The 20100-nt window shown below is 26.9% G+C and carries 21 protein-coding genes and 1 pseudogene; 20 read left to right on the forward strand and 2 right to left on the reverse strand.

Annotated features, from left to right (window positions below):
* Together SPM_RS05305 and SPM_RS05310 are read left to right on the forward strand one after the other, a co-directional pair.
* Positions 1-981 carry an ABC transporter ATP-binding protein gene (locus SPM_RS05305; RefSeq protein WP_004028585.1) on the forward strand — a complete coding sequence of 327 codons (981 nt, stop codon included), beginning with the start codon at positions 1-3 and terminating at the stop codon, positions 979-981.
* A gap of 127 nt (positions 982-1108) precedes the next feature.
* Entirely contained in the window at positions 1109-2704 is a 1596-nt protein-coding gene (locus SPM_RS05310; RefSeq protein ID WP_004028586.1) for an MATE family efflux transporter, read from the forward strand.
* A gap of 83 nt (positions 2705-2787) precedes the next feature.
* Here the strand turns inward: SPM_RS05310 and SPM_RS05315 are convergent, their stop codons facing one another.
* Positions 2788-3903, reverse strand: a complete 1116-nt coding sequence (locus SPM_RS05315) for a GNAT family N-acetyltransferase (protein WP_004028587.1) — start codon at positions 3901-3903, stop codon at positions 2788-2790.
* A 241-nt stretch (positions 3904-4144) separates the two neighbouring features.
* On the opposite strand from SPM_RS05315, the gene SPM_RS05320 reads away from it, so the two are divergent.
* The 15 genes and pseudogenes from SPM_RS05320 to SPM_RS05380 all read left to right on the forward strand — a co-directional run bounded on the left by SPM_RS05320 (position 4145) and on the right by SPM_RS05380 (position 16707).
* Positions 4145-4540 carry a hypothetical protein gene (locus SPM_RS05320; protein ID WP_004028588.1) on the forward strand — a complete coding sequence of 132 codons (396 nt, stop codon included), beginning with the start codon at positions 4145-4147 and terminating at the stop codon, positions 4538-4540.
* Positions 4541-4606: 66 nt separating this feature from the next.
* Positions 4607-4777, forward strand: coding sequence for a hypothetical protein (locus SPM_RS06690; protein WP_004028589.1), 171 nt, complete (start codon positions 4607-4609; stop codon positions 4775-4777).
* A 160-nt stretch (positions 4778-4937) separates the two neighbouring features.
* Positions 4938-5228: pseudogene (gene rplU, locus SPM_RS06865) on the forward strand (50S ribosomal protein L21); the annotation flags it as partial.
* 291 nt (positions 5229-5519) lie between these two features.
* Positions 5520-5834: a ribosomal-processing cysteine protease Prp gene (locus tag SPM_RS05330; RefSeq protein ID WP_004028591.1), complete on the forward strand. Its 315-nt coding sequence runs from the start codon at positions 5520-5522 to the stop codon at positions 5832-5834.
* A gap of 2 nt (positions 5835-5836) precedes the next feature.
* A complete protein-coding gene (gene rpmA, locus SPM_RS05335; RefSeq protein ID WP_037551448.1) occupies positions 5837-6127 on the forward strand; it encodes a 50S ribosomal protein L27 in 291 nt (96 codons plus the stop codon).
* Between the two features lie 82 nt (positions 6128-6209).
* Entirely contained in the window at positions 6210-6524 is a 315-nt protein-coding gene (locus tag SPM_RS05340) for a hypothetical protein (RefSeq protein ID WP_004028593.1), read from the forward strand.
* A 256-nt stretch (positions 6525-6780) separates the two neighbouring features.
* Positions 6781-8352, forward strand: coding sequence for a sodium-dependent transporter (locus SPM_RS05345; RefSeq protein ID WP_004028595.1), 1572 nt, complete (start codon positions 6781-6783; stop codon positions 8350-8352).
* Positions 8353-8355: 3 nt separating this feature from the next.
* On the forward strand, positions 8356-8508 hold the full coding sequence (locus SPM_RS06575) for a hypothetical protein (protein WP_004028597.1): 153 nt from the start codon (positions 8356-8358) through the stop codon (positions 8506-8508).
* 315 nt (positions 8509-8823) lie between these two features.
* Positions 8824-11490, forward strand: coding sequence for a valine--tRNA ligase (locus SPM_RS05350; protein ID WP_004028598.1), 2667 nt, complete (start codon positions 8824-8826; stop codon positions 11488-11490).
* The gene (gene trmFO, locus SPM_RS05355) at positions 11471-12805 is read left to right on the forward strand and encodes a methylenetetrahydrofolate--tRNA-(uracil(54)-C(5))-methyltransferase (FADH(2)-oxidizing) TrmFO (RefSeq protein WP_004028599.1); all 1335 of its coding nucleotides are present in this window, start codon (positions 11471-11473) and stop codon (positions 12803-12805) included. The genes SPM_RS05350 and trmFO overlap by 20 nt, the downstream gene beginning before the upstream one ends.
* A 60-nt stretch (positions 12806-12865) precedes the next feature.
* On the forward strand, positions 12866-14284 hold the full coding sequence (locus SPM_RS05360) for an NADP-dependent glyceraldehyde-3-phosphate dehydrogenase (protein ID WP_004028600.1): 1419 nt from the start codon (positions 12866-12868) through the stop codon (positions 14282-14284).
* Between the two features lie 58 nt (positions 14285-14342).
* The gene (locus SPM_RS05365; protein ID WP_004028601.1) at positions 14343-14675 is read left to right on the forward strand and encodes a hypothetical protein; all 333 of its coding nucleotides are present in this window, start codon (positions 14343-14345) and stop codon (positions 14673-14675) included.
* 110 nt (positions 14676-14785) lie between these two features.
* Positions 14786-15241: a peroxiredoxin gene (locus tag SPM_RS05370; protein WP_004028602.1), complete on the forward strand. Its 456-nt coding sequence runs from the start codon at positions 14786-14788 to the stop codon at positions 15239-15241.
* Between the two features lie 78 nt (positions 15242-15319).
* Positions 15320-16000 carry a phosphotransferase gene (locus tag SPM_RS05375; protein ID WP_004028603.1) on the forward strand — a complete coding sequence of 227 codons (681 nt, stop codon included), beginning with the start codon at positions 15320-15322 and terminating at the stop codon, positions 15998-16000.
* Complete coding sequence (locus SPM_RS05380) at positions 15979-16707, forward strand: hypothetical protein (protein ID WP_004028604.1); 729 nt, start codon at positions 15979-15981, stop codon at positions 16705-16707. Before SPM_RS05375 ends, SPM_RS05380 begins: the two co-directional genes overlap by 22 nt.
* Positions 16708-16749: 42 nt before the next feature.
* Here SPM_RS05380 and SPM_RS06580 read toward each other — a convergent pair whose 3' ends face one another.
* Positions 16750-16887 (reverse strand): hypothetical protein, encoded by a 138-nt coding sequence (locus SPM_RS06580; RefSeq protein WP_004028605.1) that lies wholly within the window; start codon positions 16885-16887, stop codon positions 16750-16752.
* Between the two features lie 639 nt (positions 16888-17526).
* Between SPM_RS06580 and SPM_RS06995 the strand changes: the two genes are divergently transcribed.
* Genes SPM_RS06995 through SPM_RS05390 form a run of 3 tightly spaced genes read left to right on the forward strand, consistent with a single transcriptional unit; the run spans position 17527 to position 19434 of the window.
* Positions 17527-17781 carry an ArsR/SmtB family transcription factor gene (locus tag SPM_RS06995; protein WP_101519225.1) on the forward strand — a complete coding sequence of 85 codons (255 nt, stop codon included), beginning with the start codon at positions 17527-17529 and terminating at the stop codon, positions 17779-17781.
* 50 nt (positions 17782-17831) lie between these two features.
* The gene (locus SPM_RS05385; RefSeq protein WP_004028607.1) at positions 17832-18530 is read left to right on the forward strand and encodes a type 1 glutamine amidotransferase domain-containing protein; all 699 of its coding nucleotides are present in this window, start codon (positions 17832-17834) and stop codon (positions 18528-18530) included.
* Entirely contained in the window at positions 18508-19434 is a 927-nt protein-coding gene (locus SPM_RS05390; protein WP_004028608.1) for an NAD-dependent epimerase/dehydratase family protein, read from the forward strand. The genes SPM_RS05385 and SPM_RS05390 overlap by 23 nt, the downstream gene beginning before the upstream one ends.
* Positions 19435-20100 lie beyond the last annotated feature (666 nt).

The following is a 20100-nucleotide window of genomic DNA, read 5'->3' on the forward strand; positions in this document are numbered from 1 at the left end:
ATGAAAACAAAAAAAAGTAATTTTACACCAAATCCTGATTTAGCAATTGAGATTCATGGATTTACAAAAAAATTTAAAAAATTTGTAGCTGTTGATGATATTGATATGAATGTTGCAAAAGGGAAAATTCATGGTTTTATTGGGCCAAATGGTTCTGGGAAAACCACAACAATTAAATCATTAGTTGGGGCCATTATTCCAACAAGTGGTAATTTTAGTATTAATGGTTTAAAATCTAATTCACCAGCAGCAAAGAAACTGATTGGATATATACCTGAAAATGCTCGATTTCCAAAGCACTTAAATGTTTATAAATATTTAATTGAAATGAGTTATTTACGAGATGTTAAGTATAAAGAAGCAAAAATAAAAGCAAAGGAAATTTTAGAAAATCTAAATTTATGAAAATTTCGAACTAAAAATCCTAATACATTTTCATCAGGAATGAAGAAAAAGGTCTTGTTAGCACAAGCATTAATCGCTGATCCAAAGGTATTAATTTTAGATGAACCAGCTGCTAATTTAGATCCAACTGCTCGTCAAGAATTATTCAATGATTTAATTAAAGTTAAAAATCAAGGTAAAACAATTTTAATTTGTTCACATATTTTAACTGAATTACAAGATTTAGCCGATGAGATTACAATTCTAAATTATGGTAAGGTTGTGTTTTCAGGCGCTGTTATTAATTCTAGTCAAAATTATTATCAATTTACCGTAATGGAAAAACCAATGCTAGCAAGTTTAGAAAATGTTGTAAAAAAATTAAATCTTCCAGTAATTGAAAAATTAGCTGATGGTTTAATTTTACATTTAGAAAATGGTAATGCGCAAATTAAAGATATTGCTTATCGTGCTTTTGAGGAAAAAGTTATCTTAATTACGATTAAACCATTTGTAACAAATATTACAGAAATTTACGATCGTGTTGTTTTTTCAGTTAATAAAAATTTTGGTAAAGCAAGTGCATTAAGTAATTAATGTTAAAAAACCTTAGTAAAATAATTTTTTTTGAGCTATAATTATAACGAAGATTATTAATGTAGTTTCAAAATTACTTTACATCGTAAGGTTTTTTTATTTTTTTATTGAGGGGAGGGAAATTAATTTGTCAGAAGTTTTAACGGTTCGTGAAAAAAAATTACGGTTTGAAAAACCTTGAAAAACAATAGCCTACTTTTGTGTTCCAACTGTTTTTTTAATGATTGTACAAGGGCTGTATAATATTGTTGATAAAAGTTTAGCGTTATCATTTGCCGCACCTGATTTAATTCATGACCAATTTTATATTGATGCATATAATCGGTTAAAAAATATTAATGTTACAGAAATTCCTTTAGCGGATATGCGGTCATTTATTAATGTTGCAACTCAATATGCTTCACAAACATATAATTTACAATGGTCATTTAGTATTATGATTGGAATGGGTTGTGCAATGAATTTTTCAATTGCTTATGGGCAACGGGATATTCCAAGTATGCGCCGGATTGCGGGAAATGGTTTTTCATTAACAGTTCTTTTTTCAATAATGGTAGCATTTGCAATTTTTTGTATTGTGTTTCCAGGATGAAATGCTATTTTTATTACTTCTCAAATGGGAAAACATTATAATCCAATTACAGAAAGTTTATGTTGGGAATATTCATTTCCAATGTTAGCGGCCGCGCCAATGATGTTTTTAAGTTATTATTTTATGTCATTAATTCGTAGTGAAGGACGAATGAAATGAGTAATAATTATGATTTTAAGTTCATTATTAATTAATGCTGCAGCAGCAATTTTCTTTATGAAAGTTTGTCATCTTGGTATGTCAGGAGCAATGTTAGGTACAGTCTTTTCTTGAACAGTACAAGTAATCTGAGGATTTATTATTGTTTTTAAAACAAAAAATAGTTATTCAAAATTTTACTGAAATGATTTATTCCAAATTGAAGGAAAAAATATTGCTAATTTTACTAAAGCAGGGCTACCAAATTTTATTAATAATGCTGCTTTAGTAGTTACATCTTATGTTGCGACATCTCTTGTTGTTCAATTACCAAACCAAGAATATCATAATGGGGTTGCTGTTTTACAAGAACTTTATTCTTCAATTGTGCCATGAATGACATTAGTATTATCGGCTGGGGTTGGTGTTACACAAGGTGCTCGTAGTATTATTGCTTATAATTATGGTGCGAAAAAGAATGCTCGAATTTGAGAAGTTTTAAAACGTGTTAGTTTATTAATTATTATTTGATTTTGTTTAATGTTAATTGTCTTTATTATTTTTGGAAAAGATATGATGATGCTATTTGCTTTTCCTGAAAAATATGCGATTAAATATCGTTGATGAATTGTTTTAAACTTTATGACTTATCCATTTTGTTCGTTAACTTATATTGCTTTAACGTTGTTCCAAGGAATTAATCGTTCATTTTTAGCAACATTTACAAGTAGTTTACGTTCAATTGTCGTAATTTTACCATTAATTGGAATTGGTTTTGGGGTTAGTCAAGCAACTGGAAATCCAATTTTCTATTATATCTTTATTGGTTTAAATGATTTAATTTCAGCAGCAATTATTATTCCAATTTTAGTTTACTACTGAAAAAAATATCGGAATAAATTAGTGGATGAACCTGATCCATATTTTAGTGAATATCAAGAAGATTTACGAACTAAAAAAGTTTTAAAAGTAAAACATCAACAAAAAAAATAACAAGGTTTTAATACCAAAAATAGGCACATAAAATTGTTTTTTATGTGCCTATTTTATTGAAAATTATTTATTATAGGGTAAATTTAATTATTATTATCTTTTTCAACTAAAATTACTCATTTATCTTTTGTTGAAAAACTATAACAATTTTGGTGATAATTATTAATAGCAAAATCACTTAATCCTTTGAAAGCCATTAAATATTTATTATCAGTGATTTCTTTATTACATTTTTTACAACTAAAATTATTTACCATATTATTAATTGCTGTTTGATTTAATGTTTGGAGATGTTTAATTTTACCACGACTAATTTTTGTGGCAATTTGACTTAAATTAGTGATTTTTGTTTTTGTGATGTATTCACTTAAATATAAATTAATTGGACGAAATCCTAATTTGCGATAAACATTATATCCTTGTGACGTTGCAATCAATCCAACTAAGTCGTAACCCTGATTATAAACACGATTAATTAAGTGATTCATCATTAGTTTTGCTAATCCTTGTCGGCGAAAATTTTGATGAGTTGAAATATCATCAATAATTGCAATATCTTTTTCAAAGTAAATATTTCCAGTTGCTGCAGGAAGATCATTTTTATATAATAAATCAATTTCAGCAGTATCTTTATTTTTATTTAATTTTAATAAAGTTTTATAAAATGCATAATCTCAACTTTTTGGTCCCATTGCACTTTCAAGAATTTTACTAAAATCAGTTAATCGTTTATTATCATTAACACGTCGGAATTTAAGATTTTTATCAACTTTTAATTTTACTTTTTTTCATTTTGTTAAATCAAGGACCATTCCAACTAAGATTTCATTTTGAATAAATCCTAATGATTCAAAAAAAGCTTGTTCTTTTTCATCAATTTGTTCGCCAATTGTATATCATAAAAAATCTAAGTCATTATCAACATAGTCTTTTACTAACTCTTTTACACGTTCAGCATCTTCTTGGTAATCTAATTGGGTACTAATTGCAATAGTATATGTTTTATCATCATCATTGCTAATATCAGTCATATAAATTTCATTTTCAGTATCAATTAATTCATTTCGAATGCGTTTATCTTGAAAGGGATTGGTCATGTAACGGACAAAATTTTGTGCTAATTTTGTTGCCTCATATTCACCTTTAATTCGGAACATTCGCTTAATTTTAGGATTCTGTCGATACTTTTTTTGTTTCATTTTTTCATCCACCTTAAATTATATATATTATATCGTGTTTTTAAGGAAACTAATATTAAAATCTGTTGATTTTCAAAATAAATTTAATTAAAAGGTTACTATTCCAATTCTTTCTTTATCATATCTTATTGACACTTTATAATAAAAATTGTAAAATCAAGCATAATGTAGATGATTTTAAAAATATTAGTAATATTTTTAAAATAAATTACTTTGATTATATAAAAAAAGGAAATTTAATATGAAATTTATTTCAGAAATAAAATCTACCTTTAAAAGAAGTTATAAAGCAGTTAAAAAAGAACTTAATACATTTTTAAAAAAACTTGGTTTTAATAAAAATGAAACTACTAAAATATCAACTAAAATTTTTGACCATATTGATGAAACCTTAGAAACCTATGTGAATAGTGGGATTAATGCTGAAATTGATGCTGAAGCATTAGAACCAATATTTAATGTAAGAAATAAAAATATTGAAAATAATAAAGGATATAATCAAGAGTATGCTAATGAATATAAGAAAATATTTAATGAGGTTAATAACTTTTTACCAGAAGATAGCAAAAAATTAAAACAAACGAATTCAAAATTTATTGTTGAACAAGGTGAGGAAGATGAAACATATAGTCGATAATAAAAAAAGATATGTAGTAATAATAAAAGAAGAATAAAATTAACAAAAAGATTGGAGTGCAAAGAAATGGGAACGTATATAAACATTATGGGGACATATCGTGAAATCACTTGTGATTGTGGAAAAAAATGCAATAAAATTAATGATTTAGATCCAGATTGTAAAATATGCGATAGTTGTGAAGAATGTTGTACTTGTAATAAAAAAGAAGAACTTGTGTTACAATCTGAAGAATAATTAATTTTTAAGAAAAACATAAAATTTATTGAATTTTTTTAAGATAACGATATAATTAATTATGGTTGTTTCAGTTTCAACCGCTCTTTGACTTTTAAGTACCTAAAGGATATGCAATACTTATCTACTTACAAGGCGAGTCTAAACTGGAGGTGTAAAAATGTTTGCAATAATTAAAACTGGGGGGAAACAACTTCGTGTTTCTCAAGGTGATGAAATATTTGTTGAAATGTTAAATGGTAATGAAGGTGAAAAAGTTAATTTCACTGAAATTTTAATGATTGATGGCGAAGTAGGAACTCCTTTTATTAAAGGGGCATCAGTAACAGGAACAATTTTAAAACAAGGAAAACAAAAGAAAATTGTTGTTTTCCATTATAAACCAAAGAAAACACAACATAAAAAATATGGGCATCGTCAACCATATACAAAAGTTAAAATTGATCAAATTTTGTTATCAAGTTCTGCTAAAGGAACAACAACAGATGCCAAAACTAAACCTGTGGTAGCAAAAACAACAACTGCTGCAAAATCAACTGTAAAACCTGTTGCTGATAAAAAACCAGTAACAACGGAAAAAAAAGTAACAACAAAAACAGTTTCTTCAGGTGATAAAAAACCAGTAGCGGCAAAGCCAGCAGCAAAATCAACAACTGCGGCAAAGCCAGCAGCTAAAAGTTCATCAACAACATCAGCAAAAAAACCAGCATCAAAAACAAAACAAAGTGACAAGTAAAACATTATGATTAAGATTATAATTACTAAAACTGAACAAAAAATTAAGAAAATTGAAATTACTGGTCATGCTAAAGCAGCTGAATATGGTAAAGACCTTGTTTGTGCCGCAATAACAGGAATTGCAACTGGTGGCTTAAATGCAATTGATCAAATTAAATCAAATAGTTGTCAATTCATTGTGAAGGAAGGATTAATTATTATTACAGTAAAAAATAATAGTGCTGACTTACAAGTTGTGTTACAAACAATTTATTATCAATTTTTAACAATTTATCAGCAATATCAAAAATTTATTAGTGTAAAGGAGGTTGAAGAATAATGATGAAGTTCGCATTAGGTTTACAGTTATTTGCTTCAAAAAAAGGAGTAGGATCGACTAAAAATGGTCGTGATTCACATTCAAAACGATTAGGTGCAAAAAGAGCTGATGGCCAAACAATTAGAGCAGGATCAATCATTTATCGTCAACGTGGAACAAAAGTTCACCCAGGAGCAAATGTTGGGCGTGGTGGTGATGATACCTTATTTGCCTTAATTGATGGAATTGTTAAGTTTGAAAAATTTGGACGAAATAAAACAAAAGCATCAGTTTATCAAAAACAAGTTAAATAAATAAAAAATACTAATTTTTTGAAAAAAAGTAGAATTAGTATTTTTTTATGGTTATAATATATCTATTAAAAGGAGGATTAGAATGATTTGCAATAAAAAAACTTGAAAAGTTTGACAAGTTTATTATCAATTATTGTTTGCCATTTTAATCGGGTTTAGTTTTTTTAGTGTTATTTTACCAATTCAATATATTTATATCATAGGCCCAATTGTGATGATTGTTTATTTCTTATCTTTTATAAAATATCAAAATAAGATGACAATAACAAACATTTATCAACAACGAGATCTTTGAAAATTTTATTTTTACCCAGTTATTGGAAAAATTATTAATATAAGCGATGGAGAATGTCATTCCCAAACAGGGAAGGCATCTCCCTATCAATATTTTTCTTAAATGTGCATCAAGTATTTGCAGGAGTATTTGGTGCACGATGATTTCTGAACACGGTGATAGTTGTTTCAGAATTAGTTTTCTAAACTATAAAACTATTATTCAATTTTTTAGATACAGAATTAATAATAAGAAAAATTTGATAAAGTAATGCAACGAGATCTTTTTATTAAACAAAAGAAATCTCATTAGTTAAGAACAATTATTAATAATTTATTAGTAATTGTTTTTTATTTTTAAAAGAAAGGAATTAAAGAAAATGAAAAAAAAGAAGCATGTTAGCAAGTTTGGTTTTATTGTCTCCACATTGGGTGCAGCAATTGGACTTGGTAATGTATGGGGGTTCCCCACCTTATTAAAACAAAATGGAGGTTTAGCCTTTTTTGTTTTATATATTTTGGCAATTATTACTTGTGGGATTCCGTTATTAATTTTGGAATTCAACATTGGTAATATGCGTCGTAAATCGTTAATTAATATTTTTGATGAAGAAAACCCCAAAGCAAGTAGATTTATCGGTTGGTTTGAATCAGCTTTTATGTTTATTGTCGCTAACTACTATACTGTATTAATTGGTTATGTTTTAATTTCATTAATACTAAATTTTACATCGTCAATTAATACACCGTTATGGTTTGATAATAATATTTTAAATCCTGGTGGAATTGGTGTGACCGGTAATGCTAATTTTCAATGATTAGCATACTTAGCCTTTATTGCGATTGTTATTATTGCTGGGACAATTGTGATGTTTCGAGCAAAAGGAATTGAAAAAGCGAATGTTATTTTTATTCCAGTCTTATTTGTTATTTTATTAGTTTTAGCAATTTATGTTTTAACAATTCCAGGAGCATTACAAGGACTAGGAACAGTTTTAATGCCAACGGAAAAAACTTTAAGTTCCTTTGGCAACTTGCAAGTATGAAGTGATGCCTTTGGATTAGGTGTGTTTACTGTTTGCGTCGGATCAGGATTTATGATGTTATTTGCTGGTGCAGCGCCAAAAACACAGGATAATACGAATAAAGCATATATTTTATCATTTGGAGTTTTAGCAATTTCGCTTTTAACATTAATTATGGTTTTTGGTTCAGCAGGAATTTTAGTTCATGAACAAAATCCGGGATTAATTACGATTGATGATTATACCAACGCAATTGATGAAGCTTTTCCAAAGGATGGTGGTTCTAGTTTTATTTTTAATGTCTTTCCACAAACTTTTAATGTTATTAATAAACAAACCTTTGTTGGTTTTGGAAACTTTTTAGGAATTTTATTTTTTACAGCACTATTATTTGCTGGATTAAGTAGTATTATTGCAATGATTGAAGTTGTTATAAATGGAATTTTTTCAAATTACAAGGTAAAGGAAAAGTATGTCATTATTATTTTAATGATATTAATGGCAACAATTGGTTTAGTATTGATGTTTAAAGATACTAATCAGTTACTTTACTCATTCCAAGCTTTAGCTGGTAGTGTTAACATGCTGGTGATGGCTTTAGTTGAAATTATTTTATTTGTTCATATTTACAAAAAGTTACCAATAATGATTGCATATAATAATGCACACTCATGAATTAAAATTGGTAAAACATATAAATTTGCTATTTCGTATTTAACACCATTATTATTAGCAGTTAATAGTGTCTTTATGTTTTATGCCTTTATTAGTTCGGGGCTATCAAAACCTTGATGATTATCAGTATTAGCAGTCTTATTAGGAATTATTATTCCGTTAGGATGTAGTGTTTTGTCGGTTACTGTTTTAAAAAAATATCAAATTAAACCAGTACCAATTGGAATATGACAAGAAGGATTGGAGAACTAAGCAATGGCAACTTGATTAATTATTACATTGACTATTATTATTGTGTTATTTCTTGTTTTATTTGGAGGATTTATCTTTTTTATGTATAAAGATTGAAACAATAATATTAAAAGTGCAGAAGAAACAAAACTAAAAAAAAGTAAAAATAAAAGTTAATCATAACTTTTATTTTTACTTTAGAATAATATTGTTTGGAGAAACAAAAAATAGTTGCAATTAATTGAAAAAGAATTATAATAAAACCATAAATATTAGAGGAGTAATTAAAAGGATAGTTCAGAGAGTTAATTGTGGTGGTGTGAAATTAATCTATTGTTTTAATGAAGGTTGCTAAATATTTTAACTTGATATTTTAATTAAGGTAATAAGTGATACTTATTAAAAAAAGGATGGTACCGTAATTATTAGATAATAATTGCTCCTATTATTTTATTTAAATAATAGGAGTTTTTATTTAGAAAGGAAACAAAAATGGGAAAAGAATTAACAAAGAAATATGATCATATCTTGGTCGAAACAGGAAAATATCAATTTTGGAAGAAAAAAGGTTATTTTACCGCGGATGTTAAAAGTAAACAACCAAGTTTTAGTATTGTTATTCCACCCCCAAATGTGACAGGGAAATTGCATTTAGGTCATGCATGAGATACAACATTGCAAGACTTGATTATTCGTTATAAAAAATTACTAGGATTTGATACTTTATATTTACCAGGAATGGATCATGCGGGAATTGCTACCCAGGCAAAAGTAGAAGAACGTTTGCGTGTAACAAAAAATATTTTACGACATGATTTAGGACGAGAAAAGTTTATTGAACAAGTTTGAGCATGAAAGGAAGAATATGCTGAAATTATTCGTGAGCAATGAGCTAAATTAGGTTTAGCATTAGATTATTCACGCGAACAATTTACGTTAAATAATAATTTATCAGTGGCAGTGCAAAAAGTTTTTATTGATTTATACCAAAAAGGATTAATTTATCGTGGTAAACGAATTATTTCATGAGATCCCGTGCAAAAAACCGCTTTATCAAATATTGAAGTTATTTATCAAGAACAACAAGGTAAAATGTATTACTTTAAATATTTTTTAGAGAATAGCACAAGTGAGTTTTTGACCATTGCAACAACGCGTCCAGAAACAATGTTTGCTGATCAATGTGTTGTTGTTAATCCAAATGATAATCGTTATCGCAAATATTGAAATAAAAAGGTAGTAAATCCCGCAAACGGTGAATTACTTCCTATTATTTGTGATGATTATGTTGAACAAGATTTTGGAACGGGAGCAATGAAATGTACACCAGCACATGATGCTAATGATTTTGAAATTGCTTTGCGTCATCAGTTAGCGATGCCAATTTGTATGAACTTAGATGGAACAATGAACGAATTAGCTGGGAAATATCATAACCAAGATCGTTTTACTGCTCGTCAAAATTTAGTGCATGATTTAAATCAACAAAAGTTAATTGTTGAAATTAAAGATTATTCTCACCAAGTTGGTTTTTCAGAACGAAGTGGTGCTATTGTTGAACCATATTTGTCAGACCAATGATTTGTTAAAATGGAATATTTTGCTGAAAAAATTATTAAATTTCAATCATCAACAAATAAAATTCAATTTTATCCATCTCGCTTTAATATAACATTAATTAATTGAATGAAAAATGTTCAAGATTGATGTATTTCACGGCAACTATGATGGGGACATCAAATTCCAGCATGATATCATAAAGATGATTCAACAAAAATTCATGTCGGTTTAACTCCACCAGATAATAGTAAAAATTGAATTCAAGATGCAGATGTTTTAGATACTTGATTTTCATCAGCATTATGGCCAATGACAAGTTTAGGATGAAATTGAGATAAAACATTATTTCAACGCTATTTTCCAACTAATGTTTTGGTAACTGGTTATGATATTATTTTCTTTTGAGTTTCAAGAATGATGTTTGAATCATTAGAATTTACGAAGGAAAAACCATTTAATGATGTTTTAATTCATGGTTTAATTCGGGATGAAGAAGGGCGAAAAATGAGTAAGTCATTAGGGAATGGGATTGACCCGATGGATGTTATTAAAGAATATGGTGCAGATACATTACGTTATTTTTTAGTTACAAATAGTGCCCCAGGACAAGATTTACGTTTTTCGTTAGAAAAAGTTAATAGTGCTTGAAATTTTATTAATAAGTTATGAAATGCTGCTCGTTATGTTGAAATGAATTTAGCAAATAATTTTAAACCATTGGTTAATTTTGAAATAGAAATTAAAAACTTATTATTAAACCATCAAGAAAATGCTATTGACCAATGAATTTTATCAGAATTAGCAAAAACAATTACTAAAGTACAAACTAATATGGAAAAATATGAATTTGTTTTAGTTGGAAAAGATTTGTATGATTTTGTATGAAATAAGTTTTGCTCATGATATATTGAATTAACAAAAGTTAATTTGCAAAGTAATAATGCAACAATTAAAATGGTATCAACTCAAACATTGTTTTATGTTTTAAAACAAATTTTAATTATGTTACATCCATTTATTCCATTTGTAACGGAAGAAATTTATCAAAAATTAAATTTAAAAGAATCAATTATGTTAGAAGTTTATCCAAAAATTAATTTTAATTATAATGTTGATTATTTAAATTTAGTAACGGAAATTGTTGCTGCAATCCGCGAATTGCGAAGCAATTATCAAATTAAAAAAGAACATATTATTGAAATTTGATTTGATCAAGCAAGTAGTAAGAATAACATTACTACAAATGTTATTTCATTAATTAATGAATTTATTTTAAAAATGGTTAATAGTAAAATTATGGGTGTGCTTCACCAAAAAGATCAAAACCAAAAATATGCAACAATTCCATTAACGAATGTTATTTTAGAAGTTGGATTGAATGATATTGTTGATGAAACAATTGAGCACCAAAAAATCAATGCGGAATTAACTCGCCTAGAACAAGAACTAAAACGAAGCAAAAACATTTTAAATAATCCAAATTTTTTAGCAAAGGCAAATGCTGAAAAGATTAAACTTGAAGAAGAAAAATATGCCCAATATTTAGAACAATATCAACAATTAAAAGGAAAAATAACAAATGACAATTCCAACAATTAACATTATTGGTGCTGGATTAGCGGGGACCGAGGCAGCTTATCAATTAGCGCGGAGAGGTTTTAAGGTTAACTTGTATGAAACTAAACGGTTAATAAAAAATCCAGTACAAAAACAAAATTCATTTGCGGAATTGGTTTGTTCAAATTCATTACGTAGTGAAAGTTTAACGAATGGTATCGGTTTATTAAAACAAGAAATGTTAGCATTTGATTCATTAATTATTAAAGCAGCGTATGCAAGTCGTGTTCCAGCTGGTGGAGCATTAGCAGTTGATCGTCATCAGTTTTCAGAATATATTACAACGTGATTAACAAATAATTCAAATGTGACTTTAATTGACCAAGAGGTAACAACTATTGATGATAAGGCAATTACATTGATTGCTTCTGGACCATTAACAACATCAAAATTTCAAACTACCATTCAAGCATTATTGGGTCAAGAATATTTTTATTTTTATGATGCAGCAGCGCCAATTATTACAAAAGATAGTATTGATTTTACTAAAGTATATTATAAATCACGTTATGATCAAGGCGATAGCAAAGATTATATTAATTGTCCAATGAGTAAGGATGAATTTGAATTATGAGTTCAAGCATTAATTACAGCAGAAACAGTGGCCTTACATGATTTTGAAAAAGAAATTTATTTTGAAGGGTGTATGCCAATTGAGGTAATGGCAAAACGGGGTATTAAGTCATTATTGTTTGGATCATTAAAGCCAGTTGGTCTAGAAACCTCAAGTGGTAACCGCCCATATGCTGTGGTGCAATTACGTCAAGATGATGCAATTGATACTTTATATAATTTAGTTGGTTTTCAAACTAATCTAAAGTTTCCTGAACAACAACGTCTTATTAGAATGATTCCAGGCTTAGCAAATGCCCAAATTGTTCGATATGGTGTTATTCATAAGAATAATTTTATTAATTCGCCAATTTTATTAAATCAATTTTTACAAGTAAAAAAACATCATAATATCTTTTTTGCTGGTCAAATTATTGGTGTTGAGGGATATGTTGAATCAGCGGCCACAGGAATTATTAGTGCATTAAATATTACAAGATTTTTAAATAAGAAATCAATGTTAACATTTCCACCTGAAACAATGATGGGAGCATTAGTGAATTATATTGTTAATGCTTCAAAAACTAATTTTCAACCGATGAAAGCAAATTTTGGAATTATCCCTGCCTTTGAACAACATTTTAAAAGCAAAAATGAAAAATATTTAGCATATAGTGATCGGGCATTAACAATATTAAAACATTTTATTATAAACAATAATTTAAATATGGAAAGTATCTTTTAATAATTTTAAAAAAGCATAAAATATAAGTAGAATAATGCAAACAGAAAAGAGGCGCTAAAAATGAATTTGGAATTAAATGCATTAATTAATGGTGAATTAATCAATAATGGGGATTGATTAGAAATAATTTCACCAATTAATAATAAGCCATATGGTCGTGTTCCAGCTCTAAAAGAAAAAGAAATAAATGAAGCTTTTAAGGGGGCTCGACATTCACAAAAAGCATGAGCAAAATTAACTTTATTTGAACGAATTAGTTATTTGCAAAAATGAGCAAAATTATTAGAAAGTCATAAAACAGAACTTGCGAAAATTATGGCCCATGAAGTTGGAAAAAGTTTAAAAGATGGTCAAATTGAAGTTGAACGTAGTATTGAATATATTGATTATACGATTGAAGAAGCAAAACGAGTTTTTCCAGAAACATTAACTGGTGATGGTTGAAATGTTAAAAATAAAATAGGTATTTTTTCTCGTGTTCCTAAAGGTGTTGTTTTAGCAATTTCACCATTTAATTATCCCGTCAATTTAAGTATTGCAAAAATTGCACCAAGCTTAGTTGTTGGTAATACTGTTGTTTTTAAGCCAGCAACAAATGGTAGTTTAACCGGATTATATATGGCAAAGTTAGCTTTTGAAGTTGGTTTTCCAAAAGGTGTTTTTAATGTTGTAACTGGTCGTGGACGTGATATTGGAGATTTATTAGTTTTAAATCCTGAAATTAATGTTATTTCATTTACTGGGTCAGTTGCCGTTGGGAATCATATTCGCAAATTAGGGCATGGAAAAGACTTAGTATTAGAATTAGGGGGAAAAGATCCAGCTTTAGTATTAAAAGATGCTGATTTAGCAAAAGCGGTAAAAGAAATTGTTGCTGGTGCTTATGCTTATTCTGGGCAACGTTGTACAGCAATTAAGCGAGTATTAGTAGATGAAACAATTGCTGCTGAATTAGTACAATTGTTAAAAATAGAAGTTGGCAAGTTAGAAGTAGGTTCGCCATTAGATAATAAAGCAATTATTCCAGTAATTGATTTAAAAGCTGCAGATTTTGTGCAAGGTTTAATTGATGATGCTTTAGCAAAAAAAGCAACATTAGTACTTGGTAATCAACGAAAAGATAATTTACTTAGTGCAACTTTAATTGACCATGTTACGCCAGAAATGCGATTAGCATGAGAAGAACCATTTGGCCCAGTCTTACCAATTATTCGTTGCAAAAATGTTGAAGAAATGATTACCTTAGCAAATAAATCAAACTTTAAATTGCAGGCATGTATTTTTACAAAAGATATTAATGCAGCATTTAATATTGCTAATGAGTTAGAAACAGGAACGGTTAACATTAATGGTCGTACTCAACGGGGGCCTGATTCATTCCCATTTTTAGGAATTCATGATTCTGGACAGGGAGTGCAAGGGATTCGTGAAACAATTAATTCAGTTACTCGTTTTAAAGGATTAGTAATTAATTATTAAAACTAATCTTTTTTTAGTTTTATGATATATTATATTTATAAGTAGGTGAAAATAAAAAATGGAAAATAAAGTGGAGCAAATGTCTTTGCGTGAAGAAAAAATTGAACAAACTTTGAATGAACTAATGTCAATAATTCAAGCAATTAATTTAGATCTTAGTGAATTACAAGAACGAGCAAGTTTAAAAACGAATGCTGTTCTTGATGAGTATGATACTATTGCTGAGCAAATTGCTAATATTGCAAAGGAAATCAATGATTTAGAATATAAGTTTGATATTACGGAAATTTCACTATATTTAATTTTTTTAGATTTAAAATTATCATTTAATATTTTAAAAAATAAGTTAGAAGTAACAAAATATTTAATCCAACTTTTTCAAAGACAGTAATTAATTATTATTGTCTTTTATATTATTATTATTATTATTATTATTATTATTATTATTATTATTATTATTATTATTATTATTATTATTATTATTAATGGAGGTTATTAAAAATGGATTTAAAACAAGAGAAGTTTTTGTTTACAGATGGGGAAGAACATTTTATTACTGATTTTCAGCAAGAAAAGGGTTATATTTTTTATTTTTTTCCAAAAGCAGCAACACCAGGCTGTACTTTAGAAACAATTGCTTATAATCGTTATTATCAAAAGTTTTTAACTGCTGGTTATAATGTTATTGGTATTAGTCGTGATAATTTAAAAAAACAAACTAAGTTTCAAAATGATAATAATGTTAGTTTCCCCATGTTATGTGATATTGATTCTAAATTATGTGAGATGTTTAGTGTCTTAAAAGAAAAGAAAATGTTTAATAATGTTTATTTTGGAATTGAACGAAGTACCTTTTTGTTAGACAATGATTTTAAGATTATTCAAGAATGACGAAAAGTTAAACCAGTTGAGCATATTAAAACAGTGTTGTTAGCCGTAACAGAAACCAATTTATAAATAATAAATCTTAGTGTTATTAGTATTGTGATCTAAATTTTAGGAGAAAAATGTTTAGAATTACGAAAGGATTTTAATATGGTACAAAATTTAATAAACTTTTCAACAAATTTTAAATATAATGGTTTGTCTAACCAAAAAATTATTGTTAATTATAATAAAGTTTTTAAATATATTAAATTAAACAATAAAACAAAAAAAATTATTAATTGATTATTAAGTAATAATGATTATATTCCTAATATAACTATTTTTCCAGATTATATTTCATATGATTTAATTGATGGATATACTTTTACTCAAATTGGTGATACTGGTATATTAGAATTAAGAAGTATTTTATTAGTATTACAAAATTTGCAAAAATTAAAATATAAAAATAAATATATTGTCCATGGAGATTTAAGCCCGGTTAATGTTATTTTTAAGCAAGATTTAAAAATTAAAAAAATAGTTGATTGAGATAATGTTAAACTTGGTTCAAAATATCAAGACCCAGCATATGTTTTTTGATTATGAATAAATTTTGGTGGAAATAATAAAAGTTTTAGTGAAATTAAAAAGGAAGCTAATATTTTTAAAAACACTTTACATTATAATCAAAAAGACCTTAAATATCTTAAACGGTGAATTTATAAGGTTATAAAAAGTGAAATGAAAAAACATTCTTATCAAATTAAAGGTAATGATTGATTATTAAAATGATATTTAAACTGTATCGACTGGATTAAATCTGAATGAAAAAATCTTTGAATTTAAAATCATTTTTTGATATAAAATTAAATAAAAATGAAACTAATTTATATTTAAGTTTTTTCTTATATTCTTTAATTCCATCAATATGAATTTTAGTTCGTACAATAATCATTACAAAATATATGGATGTGTCATTAGATACTTATGCCCAATGAGAATATCTCAATACTATTCTTGAAATTCTTCAAGAAGCTTTTGTTTTTCCATTGTTCTTTTTTCTTGGAAAAATTAAAAATAATAAAATTAATGACTTAAATAAAATTCGTCAAATTTATTTATTTGTTTTTTTGATTTACTTAGGAATTATTTTTCTTTTTTCTTTTTTTACTGATAATTTAATTAAAATTATTGATGGTTATAATTATAATGACCAAATAATATTTTTTAATTTGCAATTATATTCAAAAATTCCAGAAATTTTATTGTTAATTTCTACTGCCTTTTTATTAAATATTGGTAAAAGTAAATGGTTCTTTTTTCTATTACTAGGTAAAATGATAATTTATATTATTTTAGATTTTACTTTAGTAAATGAAAATGTTTTTCCAAATGCATATATTGGTTTGGGATTAAGTAGTATTTTAACCAATATATTTTTATTTGTTTTTTCTTTATTAATTATTGCAAACTTTTTTAGTTTTAAAATTTTTTGAAATATTAAAACTTTTCGATTAACAAAATTAGAATTTAATAAAGTTTTTTTTTCTTAATTTTATTTTTACTTTTTTATCATCGGCAATTAATAACTTTTTTTATTTATTAGTAATTGCAAAAACATTAAATTCATTAACTGCTTCTGGTTCATATTGATTAGCAAATCAACTAATTTGAAATTGAATTTTATTACCAATAATTGCTTTAGTTGAAGTATTTAAAGCTGTAATTGCCATTAATGTAGATGAGGGGATAAATAGTAAGGAACTTAATAAAAAATTTATTAAATATTTTAAACTTTCATTTCTTTTATTTGTTGTTTAAGCAGGCATAGTTTATGGAATATGAATTCCTTTTTCTAGGTTTTTAACTAATAATGATCAAACAAAAATGACCGAATCAATGCAAATTATGACGATTGTTATTTGATTTTATCTTTTTTATACTTGAGCTACATTGATTGAGGCTGTTTTTATTGGGATTGGCAAATTAAAATTCTTATTAATAAAATCATGTATAATAAATTTTACAGTTTATTTAATTCCATTTATATTAATTGGATTTAATATTCTATTACTAAAAATAAAATTAATTATTTTTATTTATAGTTTTTCTTTATTAGGGTCTTTTATTGTTAATCTTATAATGTATTTAATATTGTTTAGGAAAAATAAAAAGACAAAGTCTTGTTAATGCTTTTATACCAAAAAGCATTAAATTTATGGCTCTTAAACAAACACTTACTTTATTCCATCCTATTCTAACTATATACCAAAATAGATTGATTTTTTTGGTATTTAATGGTTTAATAATTTAAACTATTAAATGACTGTTTTGGAGGTTACATGGCAAAATATAGCGAACTGTAGCTAGAATTAAATGAAATAAGTAAGTTTTTAATTGCAATTGACGACAAAAAAAGACAAACAATTATTATTTGTTTATTAGAAGAAAACGATTGTGTTGGAATTCAGGTTGAAGAATTAATAGCAGCAACGGGGTTTTCGCGACCTGCAATATCGCACCATTTAAAAATTTTAAAACAAGCTAAAATAGTTTCATTTCATGCAGTTGGCACGAAAAATTTTTATTATTTGTATAATGATACAACTGAAATTGGAAAACTATAATGTTTTTTAACCAAGATAAGTGAAATAATGTATAAGGAGAGGACAAAATAATGAAGAAAATTTTAATTGTAGAAACTAATACAAATAGATATAAAAATACCAATGAAGCTACTGGCTTGTGATTGGGTGAAAGCGCAGAATTTGTTGATGAATTACAAAAACATGGAATTAAATATGATTTTGTGAGTCCAAACGGTGGTTTAGTACCCCTTGATCCTAGAAGCATGAAATACATGGATGAAGCGATTTGAAATGTATATGAAGACAAAGATTTTTTACAAAGGGGCATTCAAAACACATTAAAACCCAACGAAATAAAACCAAATGAATATAGTGCAATTTACTATACCGGTGGGCATGGTGTAATGTGAGATTTTCCAGACAATAGTGAAATTCAAGCAATAGCTAGACAAATTTATATGAATAATGGTTATTTAGTTTCAGTGTGCCATGGAATTGCTGGTTTATTAAATCTAAAAGATGATCAAGGAAACTATATAATTGCTGGTAAAAAAATCACTGGTTTTACTACCTCAGAAGAAATTTTAGCGGGAAAGAAAAAACAAGTACCGTTTTTAAATCAAAAAATTGCAAAAAGTCGTGGTGCCATTTGACATAAGAAACGTTTTTATAAAGATTATGCCTTGATTGACAACAATATAATTACAGGACAAAATCCATTTTCTGTGCGATCAGTTGCAAAGCTACTTATTAGGGAACTAAATAATGCAAACAATCTTGGGAAGTAATGGACAAATTGGTCATGAATTGGCAAAGGAACTATATAACAACTATACAAAAGAAATTAGATTGGTAAGTAGAAAACCTGTCAAGATAAATGAAACAGACCAAATTATGGTAGCCGATTTGATTAATTACAATTCCACTCTTAATGCAATTGCAGGAAGCGAAATAGTTTATTTTACTGTTGGTTTACCAATGAATGCAAAGTTAATGGAAGAACAGTTTCCGGTTATTGTACAAAATGTGCTTAAAGCTTGTACAGTAAATAATACAAAACTAGTATTTTTTGATAATACTTATATGTATCCCAAAACTACTAAAACACAGTTTGAGGACACACCGTTTGAGCCCAAAGGGAGAAAATCAGTTTTGCGAGCGCAATTAACTAATATGGTTTTAGCAGCGATGGATAAAAAAGAAATTGATATCGTTATATGTCGTGCCCCGGAATTTTATGGACCTGGACACACGCAGAGTATTACTAATTCTATGGTGTTTGAAAATATTAAACGCCATAAAAAAATTAAAATTCCAATAACGGTAAAAACGTTACGAACTTTAATTTGAACGCCCGATGCAAGCAAAGCGATGGCTTTAATTGGTAATACAAAAGATGCATATAACCAAACTTGACATTTGCCCTGCGATCGAAGTTTAACATATAAACAAATTTTAGAAATTGCCAGTGAAGTTACGAATAGAAAACTACATTATTCAATAATTAAGGAATGGCAATTTAAATTTGTAAGTCACTTTAACAGCCAAGTTAAAGAACTTTTAGAAATGTTACCACGTTATAAAGTTGATAATTTATTTAACTCAGATAAATTCAAAACATGTTTTCCACAATTTAAAATTACCCCTTTTGAAGAAGGGATAAAAAATATTTTATTACCAATTACAAATTAAATTTTAAACCACAAAAAAGATTTTGTGGTTTTATTTTTACTAAAATATTTTCCCATGATGCAAGCGGTTATCTTTCATTTTGAAGTTAAAGAATTGTCCAAAATTGCGTTACATAAACTTGCATACAAACTTTATAGTAAAACTTAAAATATCAAATAAATTCAAAAAGCAACAAGATTGAATAAATAATCTTTTTTATTGTTATTAAAAGGATTAAGATCTAAATAATAAAAAATTATTACTTGCATTAGTCATGTTAAGAAAAGAAACATTAATTTTGATATGACATAACAATATAAGCAATTAATCAAAATCCGCTTAAATAAAGTAGAATAAAATTTTTAATTTTATTAAAAACATATTTGAGTTTCTTTGTATTTTCATTTTAATAAAAGTTTGTTTTTTTTCAATCTCATGGAACAAAAGCATATAGTGAAATTGTCTTTCACAATATGTTATCGATGCGAATGGCAAAGGTTAATTTGTATTTTTGATGTTGCAGAATATAAATATTCATGGTTTAATTAGAATAACTTAAAAAGACAAAGTCTTGTTAATGCTTTTATACCAAAAGCATTAAATTTATGACTCTTAAACAAACACTTACTTTATTCCAACTACTAAAATAAGCCTTTCCTTTTGACCTAGCATTTTGGCTAAAAATAT

Origin of the sequence: Spiroplasma melliferum KC3 (genome assembly GCF_000236085.2) — a bacterium.
In the GTDB taxonomy this organism is placed as follows: Bacteria; Bacillota_I; Bacilli_A; order Mycoplasmatales; family Mycoplasmataceae; genus Spiroplasma; species Spiroplasma melliferum.